Source organism: Pontibacillus sp. ALD_SL1 (assembly GCF_017355605.1).
In genome coordinates this window covers 2978247-3003635 of record NZ_CP062974.1, presented here as the reverse complement: position 1 = coordinate 3003635, position 25389 = coordinate 2978247, and the positions used below count along the sequence as shown (strand labels likewise).

The window sequence follows — 25389 nt, the reverse complement described above, 5'->3', positions numbered from 1 at the left end:
GGTAAGAAAGACGTAAGGAGGTACATGTATGACAATTAACATTACCGATAGTGCCAGCCAACAGATCCAGGAAATGCTAAAGGATGAAGAGAATCAGAATGTTCGCCTTCGTTTTGGCGTGAAAGGCGGCGGTTGTAGTGGTCTATCTTATGCAATGGGTTTTGAGAGTGAATTTAACGAAGAACTAGATACAACATTTGAAGAGAATGACATCCCTGTAGTGATGAATAAACAAGACATGGCTGTAGTAGAAGGAACCACTATTGATTTCAAGCAGAACATGATGGGTGGAGGATTTACGATTGATAATCCAAATGCCATCGCTAACTGTGGTTGTGGATCATCATTTAAGACTGCAACGAACGCTGGTACACCTGATAAAGATTGTTAATACCATTTAAAAAACCGCAAGCCTTCAAAAGGCTTGCGGTTTTTTTATGCTTTGCAGCAATGAAGGGTGTCAGACACCCTTTCGTGCTTTAGCGCAATAATGCGTGCCAGACACCGTTTAATGCATCATTTCGGTAATGTGCTAAAGGGTGTGTCTGTATGTTTAAGTGTTGGAGAATGGGTTAAAGGGTTTTATAAGGAAAACCATATGGGAGGCTCATTTTTGAAGTATTGTAAAAGCTTTTTGATGGTGCTCGGTATTTTAGGGCTTATACTTAATGCATGTGGACAAACAGAGGATAACTCAGGTGTAGAGCTATTAACTGCTGAGAAGGTAAATCAAGGCTTCTCTTTTGAGAGTAGTGAAATCATGAACGATTTATTCTCAGGCTAAGTTTGCGTTAAGCCTTTTGAGAAGGGAAATAATTATGGGGACTGCAGATAAAAAAAGATAGCCTCATGGAAGGAGGCTATCTTAAAAGGTTTAGGAACCGAAAAGGCTTGTAGAGTGCATTGGTTGTACCTTCGCCTTTGGATCAATGTATGCTTTAGCATTGTTTACAGCCGTTGGACCTTCACCAAATCCTGAAGCAATCAGTTTGACTTTACCAGGATATGTACAAATATCACCAGCTGCATAAATGCCTTTAATGTTTGTTTCCATACGAGAATTTACAACGATATTGTTTTTCTCGATGTCTAAGCTCCAGTCTTTAATAGGACCAAGCGAAGAAATAAAGCCGTAGTTAACAAGTAAGGAATCAATATCAAGGGTTTCTACACCTTCGCCTTTTGCTTCTTTAAGGACAACTTGATCAATCGACCCAGATCCAATTAATTCTTCTGGATTATATGGAGTCATTATGTTCACACTAGAATTATGAAGTTGTTCCACACTGTGCTCGTGAGCACGGAATTTATCTCTGCGGTGTACAAGTGTAACCTGCTCGGCGATTGGCTCAAGCATAAGGGCCCAATCGACAGCTGAATCTCCACCACCACAGACCATAACTTTCTGTCCTGCGAATCGTTCCATATTATCTACATGGTAGAACAAGTTTGATTCTTCGAATTGCTCGCAACTATCGATTTTCAAACGACGTGGTGAAAAGGCACCGTTTCCAGCTGTTATAATGATGGTTTTTGTGTAGTGTATGCCTTGATTTGTGGTGAGTTTAAAGGTTTCATCTTCAAGCTTCTCAACTTCCTGTACAGCTTCATTAAGTGCGATGGCAGGGTCAAACTGGTTAGCTTGTTCAACTAAATTGTCCACTAGTTCCTGGGCACGTACTTTTGGAAAGCCGGCTACATCGTAGATATATTTTTCAGGGTAAAGAGCGGAAAGTTGCCCGCCAAGTTGAGGAAGACTTTCGATAATTTTTACACTAGCTTGTCTCATACCACTGTAGAAAGCGGTGAACAGACCGACTGGGCCACCACCGATGATGGTAATGTCATACACTTTTTCTGACACAATAAATTCCCCCATTCTAAGAGTTTCATTCCGGATTCTATTTTATCATACTTATGATTGCCTTCTCCTTATCATATCAAAAAACCTTTCGTGGGGAAAAATATTTGAAATGTCTGAATGTCGATGATTTGTGATTTTAGGGTTGAAAATTGTAGAAAAAAAGACTATGATGATTTTTAGAAAATATTTTACGAAATTATGACAATTCTATTATCATAGGTGTCTTTTTTTATGCCGTAATTCGTGAAGTAAGTCACAATTAAGGCTTAGAAAGATGTACAGTGTATTTTGAAAAATTTATGTAAATGGAAGTGATATGTATGAACAGACCAAACATTGTTGTACTTGGTGCTGGGTATGGCGGAATGATCACGACTGCTAAACTGCAAAAGATGTTGGGCTCTAATGAGGCGAACATTACGTTAGTGAACAAACATAATTACCATTACCAAACAACTTGGCTTCACGAAAATGCTGCAGGTACGCTTCACCACGATCGTACGCGCATTAAAATCAGCGACGTGATTAATTTCAACCGTGTTAATTTCGTTCAAGATACAGTGGTAAGCCTTGATCCATCAAGTAAAAAGGTTCAACTTGAGAACGGCGAATTAACTTATGATTATCTTGTAATTGGACTTGGTTTCGAGGCTGCTACATTCGGAATCGAAGGTTTGAAAGAACACGCATTTACAATTAATAACATTAACTCAGCTCGTTTAATTCGTGAGCACATCGAGTATAACTTTGCTCGATACAACAATGAAAAAGAAGAGCGCCAAGACTTGCTTAACATTGTTGTTGGTGGTGCTGGTTTCACAGGAATCGAATTTGTCGGAGAAATTGCCAACAAAGTACCTGAACTATGTAAAGAATACGACATTCCTCGTGAGAAAGTTCGTATTATTAACGTAGAGGCTGCTCCAACTGTTCTTCCTGGTTTCGACGAAGAACTTGTTGAATACGCGATGAACCTTCTTGAAGGAAAAGGTGTTGAATTCAAGGTAGGAACAATGATTAAACAAGTAGAAGAACATAAGATTCTTGTTGAGAAAGACGAACAGCAAGAAGAGATCCCAACGAATACGGTCGTTTGGGCAGCGGGTGTTCGCGGTAACTCTCTAGTCGAAGAAGCTGGATTCGAAACAAACCGTGGCCGTGTTCCTGTTCGTGACGATCTTCGTCCAAATGGACATGATGATGTCTTTATCGTAGGGGACTGTGCTTTAATTATGAACCCTGAAAATGATCGTCCTTACCCTCCAACAGCTCAGATTGCCATTCAGGAAGCTGAAACAACAGCTCGTAACGTGAAGAAGGTTGTGAACGGAGAAGACAACCTTGAAACGTTTAAACCAGACCTAAAAGGTACAGTTGCTTCTCTTGGTGAAGGCCAAGCAATCGGTGTGGTATTTGGTGATAAGAAGCTATTCGGCTGGACAGCTTCTGTTATGAAGAAGATCATTGATAACCGTTACCTTCTTAAGTTAGGTGGAGTTGGATTACTTCTTAAAAAAGGTAAATTTAACATCTTCACGAAATAAATGTATGTAAAAAGCAAGGAAGAGATCTCTTCCTTGCTTTTTTATGATTTTCTTTCTGCTGATATAGCTTGTTTTTCTACATAGAACATAATAAAATATGGTAAGAAACCGTTTTACTACGTGGTCAATAGGGTAAAAGGATAGATTGATCAGACAGGAGGAAGCATCGGTGTTTATTTTTCAGGCTATTGTATCTGTTTTGTTATTCTTTGTGCTGTTTTTTGGGATTTCATTTCTAGTGAATATGTTGTTAAGAAAAACATGGCTGATTGCCTTTTTATATCCAATTATAATTGTGTTCATTGTTGATAATATCTCAACATTTAATTATTTCACAGCCTTTAATGAGTCGCTTGAAACAGCTATGAGTCACCTCGTCAATCTTCAAGTGATTGACATGGTCATCCTCTCTTCTGGCCTAGCAGGTGCTATTTGCTCAGGGGTTGTAATACGGATGCTACGCGTAAGAGGATATCAAATGTTCTAAGCAAACAGGTTAATACCAGTTTGCTTTTTTTTATGGGAAAATCATGATGATTCGAAACTAAGAAACTTTATTGTGTTTGGGGTCGTTGCGTTTCTTGTGAATAATCACTGAATTGTTTGGAAAAGATGACATCTAGAGAGGTGTTTACAAACAATGAAAAAAACAATGAAACGAATGCTGATGGTAGTTTTGTTTTTTGGTGCACTTAGTACAACTTTCATGTCCATTACGAATGTGTCTGCTAAAGAAATATCCAACTGGCTTCAAGATCAAACGAACTCGTTATTCCATTATCAATCTGATTATGAGCAAGGCCACTTTCGTGATATTAGCTTGGCTAAGAAAGGCGTAAACTACTTTGCTGCAAAAACAAGATATATTTCTAGTCAGCAGGTTGAGGGGCCGACTAGTATAGAAGAGGCGATGGACTTATCTCAATACCCAAAGGAAACGGTCTTGGCTACCGGTTATACAGCTGGAGTTGAATCAACTGGTAAAGATGCATCCCATCCTACGTATGGGATAACTTATTCAGGTGTTAAAGTTAAGCGTGACTTGTATTCAACAATTGCGGCTGACCTATCTGTATACCCGCTAGGGACTATTCTTTATATTCCGGGATATGGATTTGGTGTTGTAGCTGATAAAGGCTCTGCCATTAAGGGGAATAAGATTGATCTATACTATGAAACGGTAAAAGATGTCTACGAAGAGTGGGGCAAAAAACATGTCGACGTTTACGTGATAAAACGTGGTGAGGGACAAGTGAGTGAGGAAACATTAGCGATGCTAAACGATAATGAAGCCTTACAAGTTTTTAGACAAGATTATAAAGGATAAAATGGTTAACAGATCAAACCAAGCAAAGAGCATAGAGTAATTACTCTATGCTCTTTTTGTAATAATCGTATTGAAATGAACCCTTTTCTTGGATTTCGGTTCCTAACGTGATGTAAAAGAAGCCAGTCCTGTTAAGGTAACACGCCTAATAAAAATACTCTATCGTCCTGTGGAGAACCTAGGCGATAGAGTACGTAATAAATAGTAAAGGTTAAATGAACGATCTAAAGTCAACCTTTTTAGAATAGCAATGTATGTAGGACGATTGTTAATAAGATCCCCGTTAGTCCGCCAAAAAAAACTTCTATTGGCTGATGGCCTAATAGTTCTTTCAATTCTTCGCGTTTCTGGTATTCTGCCTTTGAATTCCAAAGGCGAGCTTCTTCAACGAAATGAGAAAAGTCTTTTAACAGCTGATTTAGCATAATCGCCTGTTCACCAGCTTGACGTCTTACCCCTGTAGAGTCAAACATCACAATAATAGCGAAGACACAAGACAATGCAAATATATTAGAGCCAAGGCCTTCTTGTAAGCCAATCCCTGTTGCAAGGGCTGTTACAGCAGCTGAGTGACTACTTGGCATTCCTCCTGTTGCAAACGCGAGACCTGGATTGAATTCTCTCATTGCGATGAATTGTATTGGAATTTTAACGAGTTGGGCGAAGACAATTGCGAATAGCGATGCCCATAGAGGAAAGTTGCTGAAGATCTCCATGTGTGTAGTCCTTCCTTTCTGCATTTTGAAACTTTCATGTATTAGTTCTTTTAGTACTTTATATTTTACCATGATTCTAAACTAGACAGTTGAATAGGGCTAAAGTGGGTTGTAAATTTTGTGTAAAAGGTTGTAAAGAAGGTGGAAAAGAGAAAAAGTTCTCTTATCTTCTAATTTTGAATGTTTCAATATTATAACATATTCATTATTTTAAGTCTTGTACGAAAGGGGCCATGATATACCGTTTAGGAAAGAGAAAAATTGAATAAACGGGAATTTACTCAATAGTCGATATTTTTTGTATAATGGAACTGGAGGTGGATGCAATGTTTACAATACAACCAACAACAGCATTATTTTCAGAAACGGACGCGCTTATATTTGGACTTTATCATGAGAACAAACAACACCAACCCGTATATGGGCAGCTAAATGAAGCTCTTGGTGGAGCATTAGACCAGTACATAAAAGACGGGGATTTATCTAATGATTATAATAAAATTTCTAAGGTGTATACGTTAAACCAAACAACTGCAAAGCGTATTTATGTTGTAGGACTTGGGAAGAAGAAGGAATTAACTTCCCAGAAACTTAAGAAAACGTTCGGTCGACTTTTTAAACAACTTCAAGCCGACGGACAGTCTAATTCCACATTTGTGCTTAATAGTTTTCAGACAGACCAAATTTCAGAGGAAACGGCAGCTGAAATGCTATCTGAAGCCATGGTGATTGCTCCTTACCAATTCGAGAATTATAAAACAACCAATAAGAAACCTGTTACAAAAATGGAGCATGTGACGCTTTTATCCGATCAGCAAGAAGCAAGCTTAAAAGGAAGTCTAGAAAAAGGGTACGCACTTGGTCATGGTGCTAACACAGCGCGTCACCTTGTACAGCTGCCTGGCAACTTATTGACCGCTACAGATCTTGCGGAATACGCTGTATCTATGGCTGAAGATTATGGGTTTGAAAAAGAAATATTAGAAAAAGAAGATATGGAGCGTCTTGGTATGGGTGCACTCTTAGCTGTGAACCAAGGCTCGACAGAACCTCCTAAAATGATTGTCCTGAAGTATCAAGGTAAAGAAAAATGGGAAGACGTAGTTGGCCTTGTAGGGAAGGGGATTACATTTGATACAGGAGGATACTCCATTAAGCCTAAAGACGGGATAGTAGGTATGAAAGGGGATATGGGTGGAGCTGCAGCGGTTTTAGGCGCGATGGAAATTGTGGGTCGATTAAAGCCTAAACAAAATGTTGTCGCCGTAATCCCATCTACAGACAATATGATTAGTGGAAGTGCCTTTAAGCCTGATGATGTTATTACTTCTTTAAGTGGCAAAACCATCGAAGTCTTAAACACCGATGCAGAAGGGCGTTTAGCTTTGGCTGATGGTATTACGTACGCCAAGCACCATAAAGCGGATCGAATTATTGATGTAGCAACCCTTACAGGTGGGGTCATAGTAGCGCTTGGAGACTCGATGACAGGGGCTATGACCAATAACGACGATTTATATGAAAAGGTTGATCGTGCATCTAAACAAGTGGATGAACTTATTTGGCAACTTCCTTATAACGAAATGTATAAGCAACGCGTTCGTTCAAGTGAGCTTGCTGACTTAAATAATTCACCTGGTCGAAAAGGTCATGCTATTATGGCTGGGTCTTTCCTTGCCGAGTTCGCGGAATCCACACCATGGGTACACTTAGATATAGCGGGTACTTCACAGGCTGAGGCAGCTTACGATCTTGGTCCAAAAGGTCCAACAGGTGTTATGGCTCGTACATTAGCTACCTATATTATCAACTTGTAAGAAGTTCGAAGCATTTGATTATTCTGTTGAGCAAAGACATCGCTTATTGTAGTGTTACGTATGGAAAGTGAAGGAATTATAAGTGCCGGTTCTCCATTAGGAGGTTGGCACTTTTTTACTTGGGTGGAGGGGTTATAAAAGTAGAAACTCGCTTCTACCAATGAAAAGCGAGTTCCATTTTGCAGCAGTCTTGATTTTGAGATTGAGCAGTTAGTGTGAGGTGAATGCCGTCGGGGTTGTAGTGTATTTCTATCGGATGTTGAATGCCAGTTCCTTGGATTAATTGTTTTACTTTCTCATTATTAGACTGTTGGGCAGCTTTCATCACCTTCTGTGAAAAGTTTGGAGAGGTGGCGAATTTTTCGATGATAATATGAGCGTCAGACATGAGTGACTGAAAGGCCTTTGCCGAATCTGTTAATGTTGTAGGATCAACATCAGGGTAGGTGGGGCGAAATTGTGGCATAGGGTATGATCCATAAGCAGGGGGAGCGTAGGGTATCCACAAGGGATATGAATAACGATACATAAAAACCCTCCTTCTTCACACAAACACTATATGAAGAAGAAAGAGGATCTGTGCGCTTTCACTATATAAATGGTTCGTAGAGTGGTTCTCCTTTAACGATAAACAAGCCCCCTTATACGTAAGACTCTAAGTTGAGAGATTGCCTCCGTTTTCCCAAATTGAGAATGAGGTGGTTCGGGAAATCACTCGCTTTCCGCGGCGAGCTGGGAAGCCTCCTCGTTCGCTACGCTCTCTGTGGGGTCTTCCCTAGGCTCCTACTGCCGCAGGAGTCTCGCAATTTCCCGAACCACCTCTGCCATATATGAGGGAACGGAAGCATACCACGTATGAGAGGGCATATTTTGAAGTCCCGCCACGCTCGGGATAAGGGGACGTTAAACGACTTCTGATAGGGGGGGCTGGGGAACGGGGAGACTCCTGCGGGAGAAAGAGGTCGACGAGACCCCGCAGGGTGGGTTTCGCGAGGAGGCTCGACAGCTCGCCCGCGGAAAGCGAGTCGTTCCCCAGACACCCCTACCACTCAATAAACGTAACGTCCCAACTCACAATAAAGTGTCTCAGCTTCGAGTCTTCAACAATCCTGCCCTTATAAGGAATAACAACATTAAATTTTAACAGAGCCAATAAAATAAAAAACCTGAATCTATTTAGGATTCAGGTTTCGTAAGGTATTACTGTATAGCAGCTTCTAGAGCCACTTCAATCATTTCATTGAAAGTAGTTTGACGCTCTTCTGAAGTCGTTTCTTCGCCTGTGATGATATGATCACTTACTGTCAGAACAGAAAGAGCCTGGCGATCATATTTCGCTGCAAGCGTATAGAGGGCTGTCGTTTCCATTTCAACGGCCAATACGTTGTAATTAGCTAGTTGATCAAATAATTCCATTGCGTTATCGCGATAGAAGCTATCACTAGTAAAGACGTTACCAACACGAAGCTCAAGGCCTTGTTTCTCACCGGCATCGTAGGCAGCTTTCAACAAACCAAAGTCAGCGGTAGGTGCATAGTCAATGCCGCCAAACGTCATGCGGTTCATTTGAGAGTCTGTAGAAGAAGTAGACGCTAAAATAACGTCGCGTACTTTTACATCCTTCTGAAGGGCGCCGCAAGAACCAACGCGAATTAATTTCTGGACATCATATTCTTGAATTAGCTCATTCACATAGATAGAAATGGATGGAACACCCATGCCTGTACCTTGTACAGAGATACGTTCTCCTTTATAGGTACCTGTGTAACCATACATGCCACGTACTTCATTGTAGCAAGTGACATCTTCTAAAAAATTCTCTGCGATATACTTCGCGCGAAGTGGATCCCCAGGTAATAAAATTTTATCTGCTATATCTCCTTTGTTTGCACCAATATGTACACTCATCGGATCATGCCTCCTTAGTTTCTCGAGTCTTACGTTTCAAAGGTACCACAAGAGTGGTTACAAAACAAATGGCAACGATTTCAATAAGAAGTTGTATAGTGGCTAGGTTTTCCAATCATCTCTTGGTACAATAAAGGATAAATGGAAAAACTAATAGTGAGCCCCTCTTTATCACGAAAGAGAAAGGGTTCTAATACACTATGCTTATACTTCTCATCCACCATAGAAATGATGCGAAGGAAGGAAAGGGGCTTTACGGCAATGAATATATCTATTTCTAAACTACCGGGTATTGGTCAAAAGATATCACTTACAACAGCAGAGGATAGTCAACTTGTGTTAATCGTGCATCACACTGGAAAACGAGAGCTCTACTTTTTTGAAGAAGCGGATAGTGATGAAGCCGATTTCGGAATGGATTTAACAGCTGATGAAACAAGAGAACTTGGTGCACAACTTCTGGGTGCAACGTATCAACCCGTTGATGCAGATAAACTGAAAATGTTTAATAATCAAATTGTGATGGATTGGATTGAAATAAAGGCTCCTTCCTCATTAACTCAAAAAACAATTGAAGAATCAGAGATTCGAAATAAGACAGGAGCAACCATTATTGGATTAGTAAAAGGAGACGATATCATCGCTATACCTGAAGCTTATACGACGCTGCAGGCCGGAGATGTGTTAATGGCCATTGGAAAGAAAGACCAAATTTCTTCGCTAACAGCTTTGTGTAAAGGGGAGGAATGATTCCCGTGCATGTTGAAGTGCCCACTTTGCTTGGAGCCGGGCTCGTTCTTTTGCTCATTTTTTGGCTTGGCTTTTTAAGTATCAAGATCAAATTTCCAAATGTGATTTTATACATTTTGTTAGGTATTGTCCTTGCAGACGCCATTCATGGTAATGAAATATTACATTTTGCGAGTGAGATTGGAATTGTGTTGCTGTTCTTTCTTCTGGGGCTCGAATTCAACATCAAACGGTTAGGTGGGATCGCTAAGAAGATCTGGCCGGCAGGTTTGTTAGATGTTGCTTTTAGTTTAGGCATCTCTTTACTAATCTGTTTAGGATTCGGACTGGATCTTCTGACATCCTTTCTAATCGGGGGCGTTACATATGCAACAAGCTCCTCTATTACAGCTAAATTGCTCGATGATACAAGCCGAATGGCGAACTCGGAAACAGAGTTTATTCTAGCGCTTCTCATCTTTGAAGATTTAGTAGCACCAGTAATTGTTGCTGTCTTAATGGGTGTTACAAGTGGTGGGGAATTCCAAACTGTGGACTTACTCATACTTGTTGGGAAAATCATTGGTTTGACAGTAGGGGCCATTATTTTAGGAAAGACACTCTTCAAACGATTTGAAGAGTTGCTTGAGAAGATTGATGATGAAGACTTTAAGATTGCGCTATTGATCGGAATTTCACTATCTTATGGAGGACTTGCTTTATACTTAGGTCTTTCAGAGGTATTAGGTGCTTTCCTGGCAGGTATGATGCTTGCTGAAATCGGTAAAATTGAGCGTGTTGAACAGACGGTTCTTCCTGTGAAAGATTTGATGCTCCCGCTATTCTTTGTATATTTTGGGACGACAATTGAATTCGGCGATGGAGTTCCGAAAGTTGGTCTGCTCATTACGTTAATTGGCTGGTCTCTAGTGGCCAAAATTCTTGTGGGTATGATTGGGGGAAGGCTCTATGGTCTCTCAAAAAGGGTTTCTTTTCGGGCTGGTTTGTCGATTTGTTCAAGGGGAGAGTTCTCTGTAGTAATTGCTGCTTTAGCAACGGGTGTAATTAAAGTGTTTAGTGGGATTTACATTGTGATTGCAGCTTTCATCGGTATGATGCTATTTGAGAGAGCTCCGCAAATTACAAATTTAATTTACGGAAAACCAATGAAAAAGAAGAAGAATTTAAAAGTACCAGGATAATAAGAAAACGGCTCTTCATGAAGAGCCGTTTTTTATAGAATGTCCTTATGAGAAATACTGGTGCTCCAACTCATCCACTCGTTGTAACGCAAGCTTCGAGAAATCATTATCTTTCTTGTTGAGTTTTTCTTTTAAGCGATCAAGCGCTTGTTTTAGTGAATCCTTGTATGCCGGTACCTCATCTTCATATAAGTGAACGGCTGATTTAGATACATTTGCTTTTTCATATTGGCTTAAGGCTTTTCGCTGGTGGAAAAAAACATTTTCCGTCTGTCCAGGGTTGTGTAAGTCACCCTGTTGAGGATGCTTTAACACAGCTAGTACTTTTACTAAGTACATCGAACTACGGTCTTCAACGATCTCTCCAGCGTATACACCTGTTTTATAATGAGCTTTTACAACTGTTCCGGCTTCAAATTCGGCCATCTCCATTCCCTCCTAGTTCAAAAAATTCACTTTCTTTTATCGTATCAAATCGAACTAGGAAAAGGAATTGTCACAGATTATCTATTGCCATTAGATTAGGAAATCGTTATCATCGTAGGTAATGAATGGACTTATGACATGATAAAGGACGTGCATGCATCATGATGGAATTTCTGTATTTCCCTGAGGATAAGACAGAATATATCCCAGCTGTCATCTCGCTTTTAATCTTTGCTGTTGGTGCAGTATTAGTTATGAGATGGATTATAAATGTAAATAAAAAGCAAGAGCAGAGAGCCGAAGAACAATTTGGTGACCCTGTAGAGCACTCTCCCGCCCAGGATCAACAAGGCAGAGAGCATGAAGACAGCAAATAAGAGGAATTATTCGGTTGAGGTAAAATGGATAGTAAGCATAAAGAAAACGAGCAGGAACCTACAAAGGGGTCCTGCTCGTTTTTGTTCCCTTACACTCAACTAAAGCTAACGGAAACACTCTCTCAACTTCGAGTCTTCCAAATAAGGAGATTAATAAGGAAAGTGTGTTTAGGAAACTGGAGGTGTTGGTGTTGGCTTCGCGTAGCCTTCCTTATAGGTCTCATCAATCATAGTGCGGATATCTTCAACAGACTGCCCCTTACTATACTCAATCATCGCTTTAGCGGCGATTTCAAGGCATACGTTACATTTCGTACCATGATCATCCCATACGATAGATTGTTCATCTTGGTCATGGATGAAGCAATCGTAGTTATTCATATGTCCTACGCTATCTCCACATCCACAATAACAAGGCATTTGTTCGAGTAGCTCTTGGTGTTGAACGGCTCCTTGGTAAATGGTCCTGATGTCCTCGTGTTTTTCATCTAGAAAAGAAGGTAAAGACGCTTTACTAGCTGTGGTTTCCTGAATGTCTCCTATAACAACCCCGTGATCCCCGCCGTCATGTTTGCTTTCTTCATTTCCGCATCCTGTTAAGCCTATACTCAATAACAAAAGTCCAATTAAGGCCATGGCCATTTTACGCATCCCATTTGCTCCTTTGTAATCCTTCATTTTCCTTTAGTTTACCGCTTTCATATAGGGAGTTCAATTCACTTCACAGAATAGACATGATTAGAGTAAGGCTAGGGGATTAGGGTTAAAACGATTAGAACTGGTCAACACTGTATAGTAAGTATGCTTGAAAGGAAGAGGTAACATGAGAGTAGGGAAACTGGGCGTAATTGTCGCGCTTACTTTATTTGTAGCAGGATGTTCTAGTCAGAATCGATCATCCATTGAAATAGAAATGTATAATCCAGCCGGAGATGCTTTAGGGACAGCTAAGTTATCAGAAGAAAATGATTCGGTAGCTATTAAGTTATCGTTAACTGGGCTATCTCCAGGGCTTCATGGCATACATGTGCATGAGTACCCTGTATGTGAAGGGCCTGACTTTAAATCAGCAGGTAATCACTTGAATCCTGACAATAAAGAACATGGGGCAATGAATCCGAAGGGAACTCATTTGGGGGATATGCCCAATGTAGAGGCGGATTCATCTGGAAAAGTAAATGCAGAACTTGCAGTCCAAGGGGCGACGCTAATGGATGGGAAAATGTCTTTACTGAAAGATGAAGGAACCTCATTAGTCATTCATGAAGGTGTGGATGACGGCCTAACTCAGCCTGCTGGTGATGCAGGGGACAGGATTGTATGCGGTGTGATTCAACTAGAAGAAGCAGCTAAGAAGAATCCTCCATCAGACCCTTCAGAAGATGGGGGAGAGAAGGAGAAAGAATAAAAGTCAATCATAAGAAAAAGGCTACCTCAACCTATTGAGGCAGCCTTTTTAATTAGGCATCTTGTTCTGTTAATACTAGGGGGCCTTCTTTTGTGATGGCGATTGTATGCTCAAATTGAGCGGATAGCCCTTTATCTGTAGTTCGAGCTGTCCATCCATTCTCATCCATCTGAGAGTGCCAAGTACCTGTGTTTACCATTGGTTCAACAGTAATCACCATGCCTTCTTTCAGGCGCTGTCCCTTTCCTGCTTCTCCGTAGTGAAGAATGTTTGGTTCTTCGTGAATGGAATTCCCGATGCCGTGTCCAGTGAAGTCACGTACAACAGAATAGCCTTCATCTTCTACGTAAGATTGGATAGCGTGACCAATATCGCCTAAGCGTTTACCGACCTGACACTGCTCAATTGATTTATAGAGAGCCGTTTTCGTAACATCTACAAGACGTTGTGTTTCTTCAGAAACATCTCCGACTGTATATGTCCAAGCAGAGTCGGCAAGTGCGCCGTTTAAGTTCACGACCATATCGATCGTCACGATATCGCCATTTTTTAGAGCTTCTTTACGAGGGAAGCCGTGACAAATTTCGTCATTAATGGATGCACAAGTGGCAAACTCATAGCCCTGGTAGCCTTTTTGTTCTGGTGTAGCGCCGTGTTTAGCTAAATACTCATCAACGAAGTTCTCGATCTCCATCGTTGTTACACCAGGTTTGATCATTTTAGCGATTTCTCTGTGTGCAGATGCTAGCAATTTTCCAGCTTCGTGCATCAGTTCAATTTCTCGCTTACTTTTACGATTAATCATGTTTCTCACCTTACCTTCTAGAACTAAAAAGGGTCTTGCTATTATCTTATGAGACCTACCCTTAACGATACCATGGATTGCAATTTAATTCGAATCGGTATCGTTTTGTTTTTTCACTGCTTGAACAATTCGGTCAATTCCTTCATTTAAGGTCTGGGGAGGTGTAGCGATATTGATACGCATAAATCCTTCGCCTTCTTTTCCGAAAGAAGCCCCATCATTAAGGCCAACTTTTGCTTTTGTTCTCATAAATTCTTTTAACTCGTTATGTGAAAGACCAAGATCTCGACAATCCATCCATACGAGATAAGTTCCCTCAGGCTCAATAATTTGAATCTGACTTATTTCTTCGTGAACTCGTTTCATTAACAAGTCTTTATTAGCATCTAACACTTCAACCAGCTCATTAAGCCATTCCTCTCCATGCTCATAGGAAGCTTCGATGGCTGTTACTCCCATGGTGTTTAGCATGTTAAGTCCTTGAAGGCCAAATTGAGCATCAATTTTCTTCTTCATATCTTGATCAGGCGTGACAATATAGGAAGCTTGAAGTCCAGCAATGTTAAAGGTTTTCGTTGGTGAGAAGTACGTTGTAGTTCTATGTGCTATCTTATCTGATAAAGAAGCAATTGGTATATGTTTATGTCCAGCATATATCAGGTCAGCGTGAATTTCATCAGATAGAATGAGGACATCGTGTTTGACGCAAAGGTCAGCCATTCGTTGCAATTCATCTTTTGTCCATACTCGTCCAACTGGATTATGAGGATTGCAGAGTATAAAAGCCTTCACGTTTTGAATCTTTTCTTCAAAATCCTCGAAGTCGATTTCATACCGTCCATCTTGTAGTTGAAGTGAGCTTGTAACTATATTTCGATCATGTTTTTTTATTACATCATAGAATGGGGGATAAACAGGTGTCTGAATTAAGATTGAATCTCCTGGTTCGGTTAGTGCCTCGACACTTGTATGAAGAGAAGGGACAACACCTGGGCTATAAGAAAGCCAATCCGTGCTGATTTCCCAATGATGTTTTTTAGATAGCCACTTTTTTATAATGGAATGGATGGATTCATCTGTCACTGTGTAACCAAATATTCCGTGACTAGCGCGATCCACAAGTGCATCAACTACAGGTTTTGGTGTTTGAAAGTCCATGTCTGCTACCCACATTGGTAGGATTTCTTTATCTTTAAAAAGTTGCTCTGTAAGATCCCATTTAACAGAGCGTGTGTTACGTCTATCCACAACTTCATTGAATGTCATATCGTTACCCTCCTAAAATAGTTCCATTTCTATTAGTATGATACAAAAAATTTCCGTAAAAACGAAACAATCCGTATGAGAAAAAAGAGAGAAAAAGAAGAAGCGACCCTTTAAGAGGTCGCTTGCTTTGGCGGTAAACAGAATTGTTTAATCTTTTCATTTAACACAGATGGAACTTCTTCAGGAAGTAAATGACCGCTTTGTTCAAATACTTCTAGTTCCGCTGAAGGCAAATCTTTTACCAACCTATGGCCTAGTGATACTGGCAATACCTTATCTTCTTTCCCCCAAAATACCAAACAACTTGCTTCGATTTCTCTTAGATGCTGAGATGCCAAATCCCCTTCACGATCTCGGATCATTTTGGAAAGGCACCTGAAGATCTCTTCCTTAAAGAAAGGCTTCATATACCCTTGAATCATCTCCTTGTTGATCATGTGTGGATCGTGTACACAATCAAGGAGGGAGTGATATACCCCTTTCTTATACAGACGTCGTTTTAATAGGAAAGGGAATACCGGTAATCGGCTAGCGTGCTGTAACCAGAAACCTAGCTTCTTCATATATGTGGAAGGGGCCATCAAGATAAGCTTATCGATTCGTTCAGGGAAGAGATGGCTGCAAGTGAGTGCCACCTGCCCTCCCATTGAATGTCCGGCAATAGATGCTTTTTGAATATGGTGTTGGTCCATCAACTCGATGATGATATGTGCGAAGTTTGAGTAGGAAAATTTGTAAGACCAATTTTTATCACTATTTCCGAATGGTGGAAAGTCGAAGGAAAAGACATCAAAGTGTTCAAGTAATTCTGGAATCATAAATCGGTAGCAAAACTTAGAAGATAGAAAACCGTGTACAAAGACAAGGGCTGGTTTTTTGCCAGAGGAAGGGGAAGTGTAACGCTGGTAGGCGATATTGACTCCGTTATGCTTTAGCCATTCATCTTTTACGTGGATGTGCGATCCGTTCACTGTCCATTAACCTCCATAACTAGATTGTATAAGGAAATGATTAGTAGTAGGCTTTTTCCTTTTAAATTAATTTATTAAACGTTTGAATCGGTAGAAAATATAAAATCTCATGACGTTAGGGTATGCGAAATGGAGGGTTTCATTCAAAAGGCAAAAAAAAGCAAAGCGCCGAGTACGCTTTGCCTTACAGGGGGAATACGAGAAAGTCTTACGTTACTCAATATTACCGCTTTTAACTAATGTTAAACCTGTTTTTTTATTTTTTATATTTAATTTCTTTTAGCATCTCCATAACCTTTAATACATCGTCTTCTGTAAATTCTTTTACATGGCGAAGAAACAGCTTTGTTCGTTTCACGCCGACTTCCATAATTAAATTGTTTAATTCATCATCAACTTCTGATTCATTAGTCGTGTTTGTACTCTCTAACAATTCAGATGCAGGCATATCAAGAACAGTGGATATTCTCAGGATCGTTTGTAATTCAGGGGTGTGTTCGTCATTTTCAATTCTTTCCATTGTTTGTTGTCCGGTTCGAACGCGAAAGGCAAAGTCCTCTAAAGAGAGACCTAATTGCTCACGTTGAGTGCGAATTTGTTTACCTAAACTCATCAGAACGCCTCCTTATCCCTTTCCAAAATGTAGTATGCTACATTTATCTTATCATACATAAACGCGGAAAATAATCTTTATATGTAACAACATTTTGAAACATGATACTTACTATATTTTATGATTTAAGGAAAGCTTTGAGGGGGGATTACGTCTGTTGAAACCCTTATATAGGGGAAGCTCGTACAGGGTGATTTAATAGGATTTAAGTGCGACTTCCTTTTGCGAAAATTAAGGTCTTGTGATATAATCATTTATTGCGTGAAAATAAAACGAATATAAACAGATCGGGAGTTGTATAGCAATGGCAAAGTTCGAAACAGGTCAAGTATTGGAAGGTAAAGTAACAGGCATTCAACCATATGGTGCATTCGTTGCTTTAGACGAAGAAGTACAAGGTTTAGTACACATTTCTGAGGTTACTCATGGTTTCGTTAAAGACATTAACGAGCACCTAAACGTTGGTGACACAGTGAATGTTAAAATCCTAAACATTGATGAAGGAAAAGGTAAATATTCTTTATCAATCCGTGCGACTCAAGAAGCTCCAAAGCAAGAGAAGCAACCACAGCGTAAGCCTCAACAGCAAAAGCAACAAGCTGCTGTTCAACAAGAAGAAGGTACACCAGCTGGCTTCAACACGCTTAAAGATAAGCTTGACGAGTGGATCAACCAGTCTAAAGAGCGCGAAAATACTTTCCGTAAGTAATAACGAAAAGAGGCTGTCCTTTAAGGGCAGCCTCTTTTTATGTTGTCATATAGCATCAGTCATTACTTTGTCTGACTTTTAACAAAGTAATTATTCAGTCTCTGGTTCTGTGCGATCAGCCATTTCTTCACTTGGTTTGAATAGCATGCTCAGGCTAATAAGACCACTAATTCCTACAAGTGTATAGATCACACGTGCAAATGCGCCGCTCTGTTCGCCGCCTCCAAATAGGGCTGCCACTAAATCGAACTGAAACAATCCAATAAGTCCCCAGTTTACAGCTCCAATGATTACTAACAACAAAGCAATACGTTGTAGAGTACTCATGATCTATTCCTCCTTCATAATTTAAATATGATTCTGTAGTAGCTTTTGTAGTTTTTGATGAAGTATACAAAAATGTTAGGTATAGAAAGGAGCATAAGGTCTACATGATTCCCGGTGTTAATTTTTTTATAAGAATATTTGAAAACTAATCGAAGTTTACATGTATTGTTTAGATTTGAGGACATGGGAATGAACTGTCGTATTGTCCTAAGCTAATTTTTTGATCTTTGATATTATCTTGGACATAATAGACACTGGACTTAATTCTGAAAGGGGAATTTACCAATATGGAACAGTTTGTATTTCACAATCCGACAAAATTAATCTTTGGTAAAGATCAGTTAGAGAAATTATCAGAGGAAATCCCTTCCGATGTAAAGAATGTGCTACTTGTTTATGGTGGCGGCAGCATAAAAAAGAATGGTTTATATGATCAGGTTGTTAATAAATTAAATGATATGAGTGTAAATATTACAGAATTGGCTGGCGTTGAACCCAATCCTCGCTTAGCTACGGTTAAAAAGGGTGTAGAGCTTGCTAAGGAGAATAATATTGACTTCTTACTTGCAGTTGGAGGCGGTAGTGTAATTGACGCTACAAAAACGATTGCAACAGGGGCCAAATACGATGGTGATCCATGGGATCTTGTTACGCGTAAAGCGACACCTGAAGATGCAATTGAATTTGGGACCGTCCTTACATTAGCGGCGACAGGTTCTGAGATGAACGCTGGTTCTGTTATTACGAACTGGGAAACAAATGAAAAGTACGGTTGGGGTGCACCACCGTTCACGAATCCTAAGTTCTCTATTCTAGACCCAACAAATACCTTAACCGTTCCTCGCGACCAAACGATTTACGGAATGGTAGATATGATGAGTCACATTTTTGAACAATACTTCCACCAGCCAACAAACGCGCCTGTACAAGATCGCATGGCTGAAGGCGTTTTAAAAACGGTTATTGAAACAGCGCCGAAGATGCTAGAAGACCTTGAGTCTTATGAGCATCGTGAAACGATCCTTTATGCCGGAACAATCGCTCTAAACGGAATGCTACAAATGGGTTACCGTGGTGATTGGGCTACTCATAATATTGAGCATGCGGTTTCTGCGGTTTATGATATTCCGCATGCAGGCGGACTTGCGATTCTTTTCCCTAACTGGATGAAGCACAACGTAGATCACAATGTAGATCGCTTTAAGCAACTAGCTGTGCGCGTATTTGAAGTAGATCCACAAGGCAAAGATGACCGTACGGTGGCGTTGGAAGGTATTGATAAACTACGTGAATTCTGGACATCTCTAGGTGCTCCTGAACGTCTTGCCGACTACGACATCGGTAATGATCAGCTTGATCTTATTGTAGATCGTGCAATGAAACGTGGTCCATTCGGCAACTTTAAACAACTTCATGACGAAGATGTAAAGACGATTTTAGAAATGTCTCTATAAGCATGATTCAAGAAGCAGGCTGTTCTCAGTCTGCTTTCTATTTCTTTTGAACGATTTTTAACGGAAATTACAATCTGTATTCGCTTACATGTTTAAGATCGCTTGATTTGCTGTAAGCGTTTCGATAAAGTGAAGTTTAGAAAGATAAGTTGGAGGGATACATAATGACTCACATTCGTTTTGATTATGAAAAAGCATTACCGTTCTTTGGTGAACATGAACTAACGAATATAAAAGAAACTGTAAAACTAGCGCACCATTCTTTACACAATAAAACAGGTGCTGGGAACGATTTCTTAGGTTGGTTAGACCTTCCTGAACAATATGATAAAGAAGAATTCTCTCGTATTCAAAAAGCGGCAGAAAAGATTAAATCAGACTCTGATGTTTTACTTGTTGTCGGTATTGGAGGATCCTATCTAGGTGCCCGTGCGGCATTAGAAATGTTGAATCACTCATTTTATAATGAGCTGTCTAAAGATCAACGTGAGACACCACAAGTCTTTTTCGTAGGAAACAGCATCAGTGCTCCTTACGTTAACGACCTATTTGACGCAATTAAGGACAAAGACGTTTCTGTAAATGTCATTTCAAAAAGTGGTACAACAACTGAACCTGCTATTGCTTTCCGCATCTTCCGTGAGTTCTTGGAGAACAAGTATGGTAAAGAAGAAGCTCGTAAGCGTATTTATGCGACAACAGATAAGCAAAAAGGTGCACTTAAAACGTTAGCATCAGAAGAGGGTTATGAAAGTTTCGTTATCCCAGATGATGTTGGTGGCCGTTTCTCTGTGCTTACAGCTGTTGGACTTCTTCCTATTGCTGCAAGTGGCATTAACATTCAAGAAATGATGGAAGGCGCTCAGCTTGCTCAACAGCAGTTAAGTGAAGAGGATCTTGAGAAGAACCCGGCTTATCAATATGCAGCAGTACGTAATGCTCTATATAGCAAAGGTAAGACCATTGAGATGCTTGTAAACTATGAGCCAGCTCTTCAATACTTTGCTGAGTGGTGGAAGCAGTTATTCGGAGAAAGTGAAGGAAAAGACCAAAAAGGAATTTTCCCTTCTTCCGCTAACTTCTCGACTGATCTTCACTCAATGGGGCAATATGTTCAGGATGGTCGTCGTGATTTGTTTGAAACTGTTCTTCATGTTGAAGAACCTAAGAGTGATGTGACGATTAAAGAAGATGAACAGAACCTGGATGGATTGAACTACCTTGCAGGAGAGACAATTGATTTTGTAAACGAGAAAGCTTATGAAGGAACGATGCTTGCTCATACAGACGGAGAGGTGCCAAACCTAATTGTGCATGTTCCAAAATTAGATGCATATACTTTCGGTTACATGGTTTACTTCTTCGAAAAAGCATGTGCTGTTAGTGGCTACCTACTTGGTGTTAATCCATTTGACCAGCCAGGTGTAGAAGCTTACAAGAAGAACATGTTCGCTTTACTTGGAAAGCCAGGCTTCGAAGCTCAAAAAGCAGAACTAGAAAAACGTTTGAACAAATAAGATTAAATGATGAAGTTGAGAACGAGCACCTCTTTTGGGTGCTCGTTTTTTTGTTGGTGGAAATAGGTGTGGGTGTGGAGGGAGCTAATTGGCTCAAGTCGTGGAAGGAAGGGCACAAGGCTGGGAATTGACTCAAGTTGGGGTGTGAGGGGCTCGAGTAGAGGGTGAAGCGGCTCAAGTTAGTAGGAACTGGCTCAACATTCGGCAAAATTGACTCAAGTCGTTCAAAATCCAGCTCAAGTTAAGAAGGAGTCACTCAAGTTAGGTAATCCCGACTCAAGTTGAAGGGGGAGCGGCTCAAGAATCATCAAAAGTGGCTCAGGTCTAAGGAGGAAGGTGTGTGGTTTCTCAAGTTAGGCCGTGCTGGCTTAAGTTGACTGATTGGAGGAGAGGTATTTCGATTGGTAAATTCATAATTACATATTGCATAAATAAAAAAGGAGGATCCGCATAAGGGTCCTCCTTTTTTATGAATAGCAGTGGATTACTGAGCTGTATACCCGCCGTCAATGACAATGGCTTGTCCTGTTACACTTTTCGCTTTTTCACTAGATAGGAACATTGCGTAGTCTGCAATTTCTTCTACTTGAAGTAGGCGTTTTTGTGGAACAAGCGGATAGATCACTTCTTCTAATACTTTTTCTAATTCGACACCGCGTGATTTCGCAAGGTCTTCCATTTGACCTCTCACAAGTGGTGTGTCTACATAGCCTGGAGCAATGGCGTTTACTGTGATGCCGTGTTCTGCGCCTTCTAGGGCAGAGACTTTAGATAAGCCAATTACACCATGTTTAGCACTGTTATATGCCGCTTTGCCACTAAAGCCAATTAGTCCATTGATGGAAGCCATATTTAGAATACGACCGTATCCTTGTTCCTTCATAATTGGAAATACTTTTTTCGTAGCGATAAATGGTGCTGTAAGCATAATATCTTGCATTAAACGGAATTTGTCTGTTGGGAATTCTTCGATTGGAGATACGTGTTGAAGACCTGCGTTGTTAATAAGAACGTCAAGGCGACCGTAAGTTTCAACAGCCTTATCGATAGCAGCTTCGATTTCTTCTTCACTTGTTACGTCAGCTTTTACGCCAATAGCGTTTAAACCTTTTTCTGTAAGGGATTTTGCTGCATCTTGTACGCCTTCATCATTTACATCAGAAAGGACAACTTTTGCTCCATTTTCAGCAAATGTTTCCCCAATTTCGTAACCAATACCTTGTGCGGCTCCTGTAATAAATACTACTTGGTTTTCGACCATGATTGTTTCCTCCCCAATTCATTGTATTTTTCAACTCAATTAGAATGATCGTTCCTTTTACGATCTAAAGAAATTATAAGTTAGTTGCATAATCAACTCAAAAATTTTGATTAACATTAGAATACGCATAATTTTCTTTATTTTAGCAAGAAAAAGAATTTTTGAGATCGAAGCATATCGTTGGAAATAAGCCTTTAATAGGATTTAGGATTATCCTGAAGTAATATAGAGTAATTCTCTATATTAATTTTGATGAAATTATATCTAAAAAAATTAACAAAAAATGAAAGAGGAGGTCGAAAAGCGTGTTTGCAATTATTGTAGGTTTAATTGCCTTAATGGTAATGGCGTACTTAGGGTGGTCCATATTGTGGATCGCTCCTGTGGCGGCAGCTATAGTCGCATTACTTTCTGGTATGGATATTTACACAGCTTTTACATCTGACTTTATGTCTGGATTTGCGTCATTTGCAAGAGATTTCTTCCCGGTGTTCCTATTTGGTGCTGTATTCGGGAAATTGATGGAGGTTACTGGAAGTGCGAGAACGGTAGCTTCTTTTCTCTCTAAGATCGTCGGCAAAGAGAGAGCTATTTTAGGGGTGCTTTTAGGTGCTGCGATTCTTACATACGGGGGAGTTAGTCTCTTTGTTGTTGTTTTCGTTATGTATCCTTTAGCATTGAATTTATTTAGGGAGGCTAACATTAGCCGTAAAGTAATACCCGGAACGATTGTTCTTGGAGCCTTCACATTTACGATGACGGCATTACCTGGAACAGCGCAAGTGCAAAACTATATTCCAACACAGTTCTTCAATACGACCATGATGGCAGCTCCAATTATGGGAATTGTAACAGGTCTTATTATGGCTGTAGGCGGATATTTCTATTTGTCTTACCGTGCCAATAAGTTAACCAAAGCAGGTGAAGGATTTACGGAGCCAGGTGGTGAAGAAAAGAAAGAAGAAGAGGAAGGCAAGGATCCAAACGTTTTCCTTTCGTTCTTACCCCTTCTAGCTGTTGTAATCTCTATAAACGTAATGAATTTAGAAATGCTTAGCGCACTTTTAATCGGAATTGTACTCACATTTATACTGAACATTAAAACCTTCAAGAAGTTCACAGGTGCTATGAATGATGGTGCAAAAGGAGCAGTTACAGCTGTTGTAAATACAGGTGCGGCTGTTGGTTTCGGTGCTGTAGTAAAGAATGCGCCTGCGTTTCCAGCTATTAAAGAGGCTTTATTAAATATCAAAGGTGGTCTCACCATTTCTGATGCATTGTCCACGCAAGTTCTGGCTATGATTACAGGGTCAGCTTCAGGTGGTATGAACATCACACTAAATGCCCTTGGTTCAGAATACTACCAGCAAGCATTAGATATGGGGTTAAATCCTGAGATATTACACCGCATAACCGCATTAGCTTCTGGGGCATCTATATTGCCCCATAATGGTGCCCTGCTGACTGTCTTTGCCATTACGGGAATGACTCACAAAGATTCTTATAAGGATATATTCTTTGTAGGGCTACTCATTCCATTTATCGCAACGGTTGTAGGTATTCTTATGTCTTATGTTGGTATTGTATAAACCGCCCAAAAGGTGAAAAGGCACCCTATTAAATAGGGTGCCTTTTTTTATTCAAACCTTCTGTGCATATCGGCTGATTGGGTTGGGGTAAGCTAAGAAAAAAGAAAGGCGGGATAAAATGATTCCGATTCCTTCTGGGATACAAGGGCAAGTTTTTTCTTTGTTTGATCTTGAGCAGAAACTAAAGCCCCGTGGCTACGATATTGGTGGTAACTGGGATTATGACCACGGCTCGTTTGATTATAAGATATCTGACGAGGTGGGTTATCAGTTCTTGAGGGTTCCCTTTTCCGTTGTAAATGGTCAGCTAGATGATAAGGAGGTTACAGTAAGGCTTGGTGAGCCCTATTTACTGTCGCATAAATACCAACGAGGTTTGGACGACAATGTGCATGTTGGAAACTTCAGTGCATCCTTTGACCAATTCTCAGAACCTCAAGATCCTGACGCAGAGTTTCCTGAAGAATATATCGATACTGGGAAAGAGCTTGTAGAAGAATTAGATCGGATTTTACTCACTTAAATTCGAGAGGACGATTAGGTGATCGTCCTTTTTTAAAATGGATTGAGACGGAGGGTTAATATAAAGCTCTCCGTTTTGTTCCATTCCTAAGAGTAATTCTTCTTGTTCTAAAAAGGATAAGGCGCAGTATTTAAAGGTTTCGCCTACCATTTCATCTGGAACAGTAATTTGTTTGTATTGCTGGGAGGAAAGTTGAGCTACAAGTGTATCAAATGGTTTAATGTGTGCTTCTCGATATAATTCATGGAAAAACAAAGTACTCATAAAATCATTTGAACGTATGACTGTGTCAGCTCCGGCCCTTCTTGCGTTGGTGACTTGATTCTTTAATAAGATCTCAGTGATGATAAAAAGATCAGAATTCATGCCTCTTGCTGCTACGGTTGTAAGAATGCTGACTTGGTCAGCCTGATGTTCTTCTTTAGATGGGTCTGACGTGACAATCATGCAGCGTGCATCCGAAATGCGTGCTTTCTTCAGTGTTTTGTCTTCAGAAGCGTCTCCATTTACATAGTGAAGCTTGTATTCCTGGTATCCTATTTGATCTAGTGATTTGTCAATGAGTACGATATTCTCCTCATTTATATAATCTGTAATCATATTCAGTAATTGCTTGGTTCTTTCATTCCAACCAACAATAATGATATGGTCGCTTCCTCTATAATCTACCTTCCCCTCAGACAGGTTTCGCTCATATTTAACAGTCGATGCAGATACTGTTGCCATATAAAAGGTAACAAGACCACCTCCGGCAATTATGAGTAATATGCCAATCACTCTGCCAAAAGTCGATAATGGAACGTAGTCTCCGTACCCTACGGTAGAGCCTGTAATGACTGCCCACCAAATCCCGTCAAAAATGGTTGGGAAGGCATCAGGTTCCACCCAATGGATGACAGACCCAAAGAAGATCATAAAAAAGGCAACAGTCAGAAAAAGGCGTAGGAAGACTGGAGTTCTGAAATACCATTGAATGGCTTGGTGTAAATGAACCTTCATCTGAAACCTCCGTTTTTTCTACCAGTATGCCCTGAAA

At 40.2% G+C, this 25389-nt stretch carries 28 protein-coding genes; 15 read left to right on the top strand and 13 right to left on the bottom strand.

Annotated elements, in window-relative coordinates; translation table 11 throughout:
* The first annotated feature begins 28 nt into the window (after window positions 1-28).
* Together IMZ31_RS15220 and IMZ31_RS15215 are read left to right on the top strand one after the other, a co-directional pair.
* Entirely contained in the window at window positions 29-391 is a 363-nt protein-coding gene (locus IMZ31_RS15220) for a HesB/IscA family protein (protein ID WP_207528141.1), read from the top strand.
* Window positions 392-613: 222 nt separating this feature from the next.
* On the top strand, window positions 614-784 hold the full coding sequence (locus tag IMZ31_RS15215; protein ID WP_207528140.1) for a hypothetical protein: 171 nt from the start codon (window positions 614-616) through the stop codon (window positions 782-784).
* Window positions 785-874: 90 nt separating this feature from the next.
* On the opposite strand, the gene IMZ31_RS15210 is transcribed toward IMZ31_RS15215, so the two are convergent.
* Window positions 875-1864, bottom strand: a complete 990-nt coding sequence (locus IMZ31_RS15210; protein WP_242705579.1) for an NAD(P)/FAD-dependent oxidoreductase — start codon at window positions 1862-1864, stop codon at window positions 875-877.
* 320 nt (window positions 1865-2184) lie between these two features.
* On the opposite strand from IMZ31_RS15210, the gene IMZ31_RS15205 reads away from it, so the two are divergent.
* The 3 genes from IMZ31_RS15205 (at window position 2185) to IMZ31_RS15195 (ending at window position 4735) form a co-directional block, all read left to right on the top strand.
* A complete protein-coding gene (locus tag IMZ31_RS15205; RefSeq protein WP_207528138.1) occupies window positions 2185-3408 on the top strand; it encodes an NAD(P)/FAD-dependent oxidoreductase in 1224 nt (407 codons plus the stop codon).
* 169 nt (window positions 3409-3577) lie between these two features.
* Window positions 3578-3895, top strand: coding sequence for a YuiB family protein (locus tag IMZ31_RS15200; protein WP_308422051.1), 318 nt, complete (start codon window positions 3578-3580; stop codon window positions 3893-3895).
* Window positions 3896-4048: 153 nt separating this feature from the next.
* Window positions 4049-4735 carry a 3D domain-containing protein gene (locus IMZ31_RS15195; RefSeq protein WP_242705578.1) on the top strand — a complete coding sequence of 229 codons (687 nt, stop codon included), beginning with the start codon at window positions 4049-4051 and terminating at the stop codon, window positions 4733-4735.
* A 239-nt stretch (window positions 4736-4974) separates the two neighbouring features.
* On the opposite strand, the gene IMZ31_RS15190 is transcribed toward IMZ31_RS15195, so the two are convergent.
* Window positions 4975-5451 (bottom strand): divergent PAP2 family protein, encoded by a 477-nt coding sequence (locus tag IMZ31_RS15190; protein ID WP_036782630.1) that lies wholly within the window; start codon window positions 5449-5451, stop codon window positions 4975-4977.
* A 326-nt stretch (window positions 5452-5777) separates the two neighbouring features.
* Between IMZ31_RS15190 and IMZ31_RS15185 the strand changes: the two genes are divergently transcribed.
* Window positions 5778-7268, top strand: a complete 1491-nt coding sequence (locus tag IMZ31_RS15185) for a leucyl aminopeptidase (RefSeq protein ID WP_207528137.1) — start codon at window positions 5778-5780, stop codon at window positions 7266-7268.
* 154 nt (window positions 7269-7422) lie between these two features.
* Here the strand turns inward: IMZ31_RS15185 and IMZ31_RS15180 are convergent, their stop codons facing one another.
* Both IMZ31_RS15180 and deoD read right to left on the bottom strand, forming a co-directional pair.
* Entirely contained in the window at window positions 7423-7797 is a 375-nt protein-coding gene (locus IMZ31_RS15180) for a YuzC family spore coat inner layer protein (protein ID WP_207528136.1), read from the bottom strand.
* 671 nt (window positions 7798-8468) lie between these two features.
* Window positions 8469-9176, bottom strand: a complete 708-nt coding sequence (gene deoD, locus IMZ31_RS15175; RefSeq protein WP_188651937.1) for a purine-nucleoside phosphorylase — start codon at window positions 9174-9176, stop codon at window positions 8469-8471.
* A gap of 261 nt (window positions 9177-9437) precedes the next feature.
* Here deoD and IMZ31_RS15170 point away from each other — a divergent pair, with 261 nt between their 5' ends.
* Both IMZ31_RS15170 and IMZ31_RS15165 read left to right on the top strand, forming a co-directional pair.
* Window positions 9438-9926 (top strand): cation:proton antiporter regulatory subunit, encoded by a 489-nt coding sequence (locus IMZ31_RS15170; protein ID WP_207528135.1) that lies wholly within the window; start codon window positions 9438-9440, stop codon window positions 9924-9926.
* A 5-nt stretch (window positions 9927-9931) separates the two neighbouring features.
* Complete coding sequence (locus tag IMZ31_RS15165) at window positions 9932-11107, top strand: cation:proton antiporter (protein WP_242705577.1); 1176 nt, start codon at window positions 9932-9934, stop codon at window positions 11105-11107.
* 45 nt (window positions 11108-11152) lie between these two features.
* Here IMZ31_RS15165 and IMZ31_RS15160 read toward each other — a convergent pair whose 3' ends face one another.
* Complete coding sequence (locus IMZ31_RS15160; protein ID WP_207528133.1) at window positions 11153-11533, bottom strand: kinase-associated lipoprotein KapB; 381 nt, start codon at window positions 11531-11533, stop codon at window positions 11153-11155.
* Window positions 11534-11694: 161 nt separating this feature from the next.
* On the opposite strand from IMZ31_RS15160, the gene IMZ31_RS15155 reads away from it, so the two are divergent.
* Window positions 11695-11910 carry a hypothetical protein gene (locus IMZ31_RS15155; RefSeq protein WP_207528132.1) on the top strand — a complete coding sequence of 72 codons (216 nt, stop codon included), beginning with the start codon at window positions 11695-11697 and terminating at the stop codon, window positions 11908-11910.
* A gap of 168 nt (window positions 11911-12078) precedes the next feature.
* Here IMZ31_RS15155 and IMZ31_RS15150 read toward each other — a convergent pair whose 3' ends face one another.
* Window positions 12079-12561, bottom strand: a complete 483-nt coding sequence (locus IMZ31_RS15150) for a PCYCGC motif-containing (lipo)protein (protein WP_207528131.1) — start codon at window positions 12559-12561, stop codon at window positions 12079-12081.
* 172 nt (window positions 12562-12733) lie between these two features.
* Here IMZ31_RS15150 and IMZ31_RS15145 point away from each other — a divergent pair, with 172 nt between their 5' ends.
* On the top strand, window positions 12734-13318 hold the full coding sequence (locus tag IMZ31_RS15145; RefSeq protein ID WP_207528130.1) for a superoxide dismutase family protein: 585 nt from the start codon (window positions 12734-12736) through the stop codon (window positions 13316-13318).
* A 52-nt stretch (window positions 13319-13370) separates the two neighbouring features.
* Here IMZ31_RS15145 and map read toward each other — a convergent pair whose 3' ends face one another.
* The 4 genes from map to IMZ31_RS15125 form a co-directional block, all read right to left on the bottom strand.
* A complete protein-coding gene (gene map / locus IMZ31_RS15140; RefSeq protein ID WP_207528129.1) occupies window positions 13371-14123 on the bottom strand; it encodes a type I methionyl aminopeptidase in 753 nt (250 codons plus the stop codon).
* Window positions 14124-14207: 84 nt separating this feature from the next.
* Window positions 14208-15389 carry a MalY/PatB family protein gene (locus IMZ31_RS15135; RefSeq protein WP_207528128.1) on the bottom strand — a complete coding sequence of 394 codons (1182 nt, stop codon included), beginning with the start codon at window positions 15387-15389 and terminating at the stop codon, window positions 14208-14210.
* Between the two features lie 110 nt (window positions 15390-15499).
* Window positions 15500-16360 carry an alpha/beta fold hydrolase gene (locus IMZ31_RS15130; RefSeq protein ID WP_207528127.1) on the bottom strand — a complete coding sequence of 287 codons (861 nt, stop codon included), beginning with the start codon at window positions 16358-16360 and terminating at the stop codon, window positions 15500-15502.
* 256 nt (window positions 16361-16616) lie between these two features.
* Window positions 16617-16973, bottom strand: a complete 357-nt coding sequence (locus tag IMZ31_RS15125; protein WP_207528126.1) for a helix-turn-helix domain-containing protein — start codon at window positions 16971-16973, stop codon at window positions 16617-16619.
* A 304-nt stretch (window positions 16974-17277) separates the two neighbouring features.
* Between IMZ31_RS15125 and yugI the strand changes: the two genes are divergently transcribed.
* Complete coding sequence (gene yugI, locus IMZ31_RS15120; RefSeq protein ID WP_207528125.1) at window positions 17278-17682, top strand: S1 domain-containing post-transcriptional regulator GSP13; 405 nt, start codon at window positions 17278-17280, stop codon at window positions 17680-17682.
* A 90-nt stretch (window positions 17683-17772) separates the two neighbouring features.
* Here the strand turns inward: yugI and IMZ31_RS15115 are convergent, their stop codons facing one another.
* Window positions 17773-18009: a DUF378 domain-containing protein gene (locus tag IMZ31_RS15115; protein ID WP_036782665.1), complete on the bottom strand. Its 237-nt coding sequence runs from the start codon at window positions 18007-18009 to the stop codon at window positions 17773-17775.
* Between the two features lie 287 nt (window positions 18010-18296).
* On the opposite strand from IMZ31_RS15115, the gene IMZ31_RS15110 reads away from it, so the two are divergent.
* Together IMZ31_RS15110 and IMZ31_RS15105 are read left to right on the top strand one after the other, a co-directional pair.
* Window positions 18297-19463 (top strand): iron-containing alcohol dehydrogenase, encoded by a 1167-nt coding sequence (locus IMZ31_RS15110; protein ID WP_207528124.1) that lies wholly within the window; start codon window positions 18297-18299, stop codon window positions 19461-19463.
* Window positions 19464-19627: 164 nt separating this feature from the next.
* Complete coding sequence (locus tag IMZ31_RS15105; RefSeq protein WP_207528123.1) at window positions 19628-20980, top strand: glucose-6-phosphate isomerase; 1353 nt, start codon at window positions 19628-19630, stop codon at window positions 20978-20980.
* A gap of 484 nt (window positions 20981-21464) precedes the next feature.
* On the opposite strand, the gene IMZ31_RS15100 is transcribed toward IMZ31_RS15105, so the two are convergent.
* The gene (locus tag IMZ31_RS15100) at window positions 21465-22241 is read right to left on the bottom strand and encodes a 3-hydroxybutyrate dehydrogenase (protein WP_207528122.1); all 777 of its coding nucleotides are present in this window, start codon (window positions 22239-22241) and stop codon (window positions 21465-21467) included.
* 305 nt (window positions 22242-22546) lie between these two features.
* Between IMZ31_RS15100 and IMZ31_RS15095 the strand changes: the two genes are divergently transcribed.
* The gene (locus tag IMZ31_RS15095) at window positions 22547-23830 is read left to right on the top strand and encodes a GntP family permease (RefSeq protein ID WP_207528121.1); all 1284 of its coding nucleotides are present in this window, start codon (window positions 22547-22549) and stop codon (window positions 23828-23830) included.
* Window positions 23831-23948: 118 nt separating this feature from the next.
* On the top strand, window positions 23949-24353 hold the full coding sequence (locus IMZ31_RS15090) for a YugN-like family protein (protein ID WP_188651905.1): 405 nt from the start codon (window positions 23949-23951) through the stop codon (window positions 24351-24353).
* Here the strand turns inward: IMZ31_RS15090 and IMZ31_RS15085 are convergent.
* Window positions 24342-25352, bottom strand: coding sequence for a potassium channel family protein (locus tag IMZ31_RS15085; protein WP_207528120.1), 1011 nt, complete (start codon window positions 25350-25352; stop codon window positions 24342-24344). The genes IMZ31_RS15090 and IMZ31_RS15085 overlap by 12 nt on opposite strands.
* Between the last annotated feature and the right edge of the window lie 37 nt (window positions 25353-25389).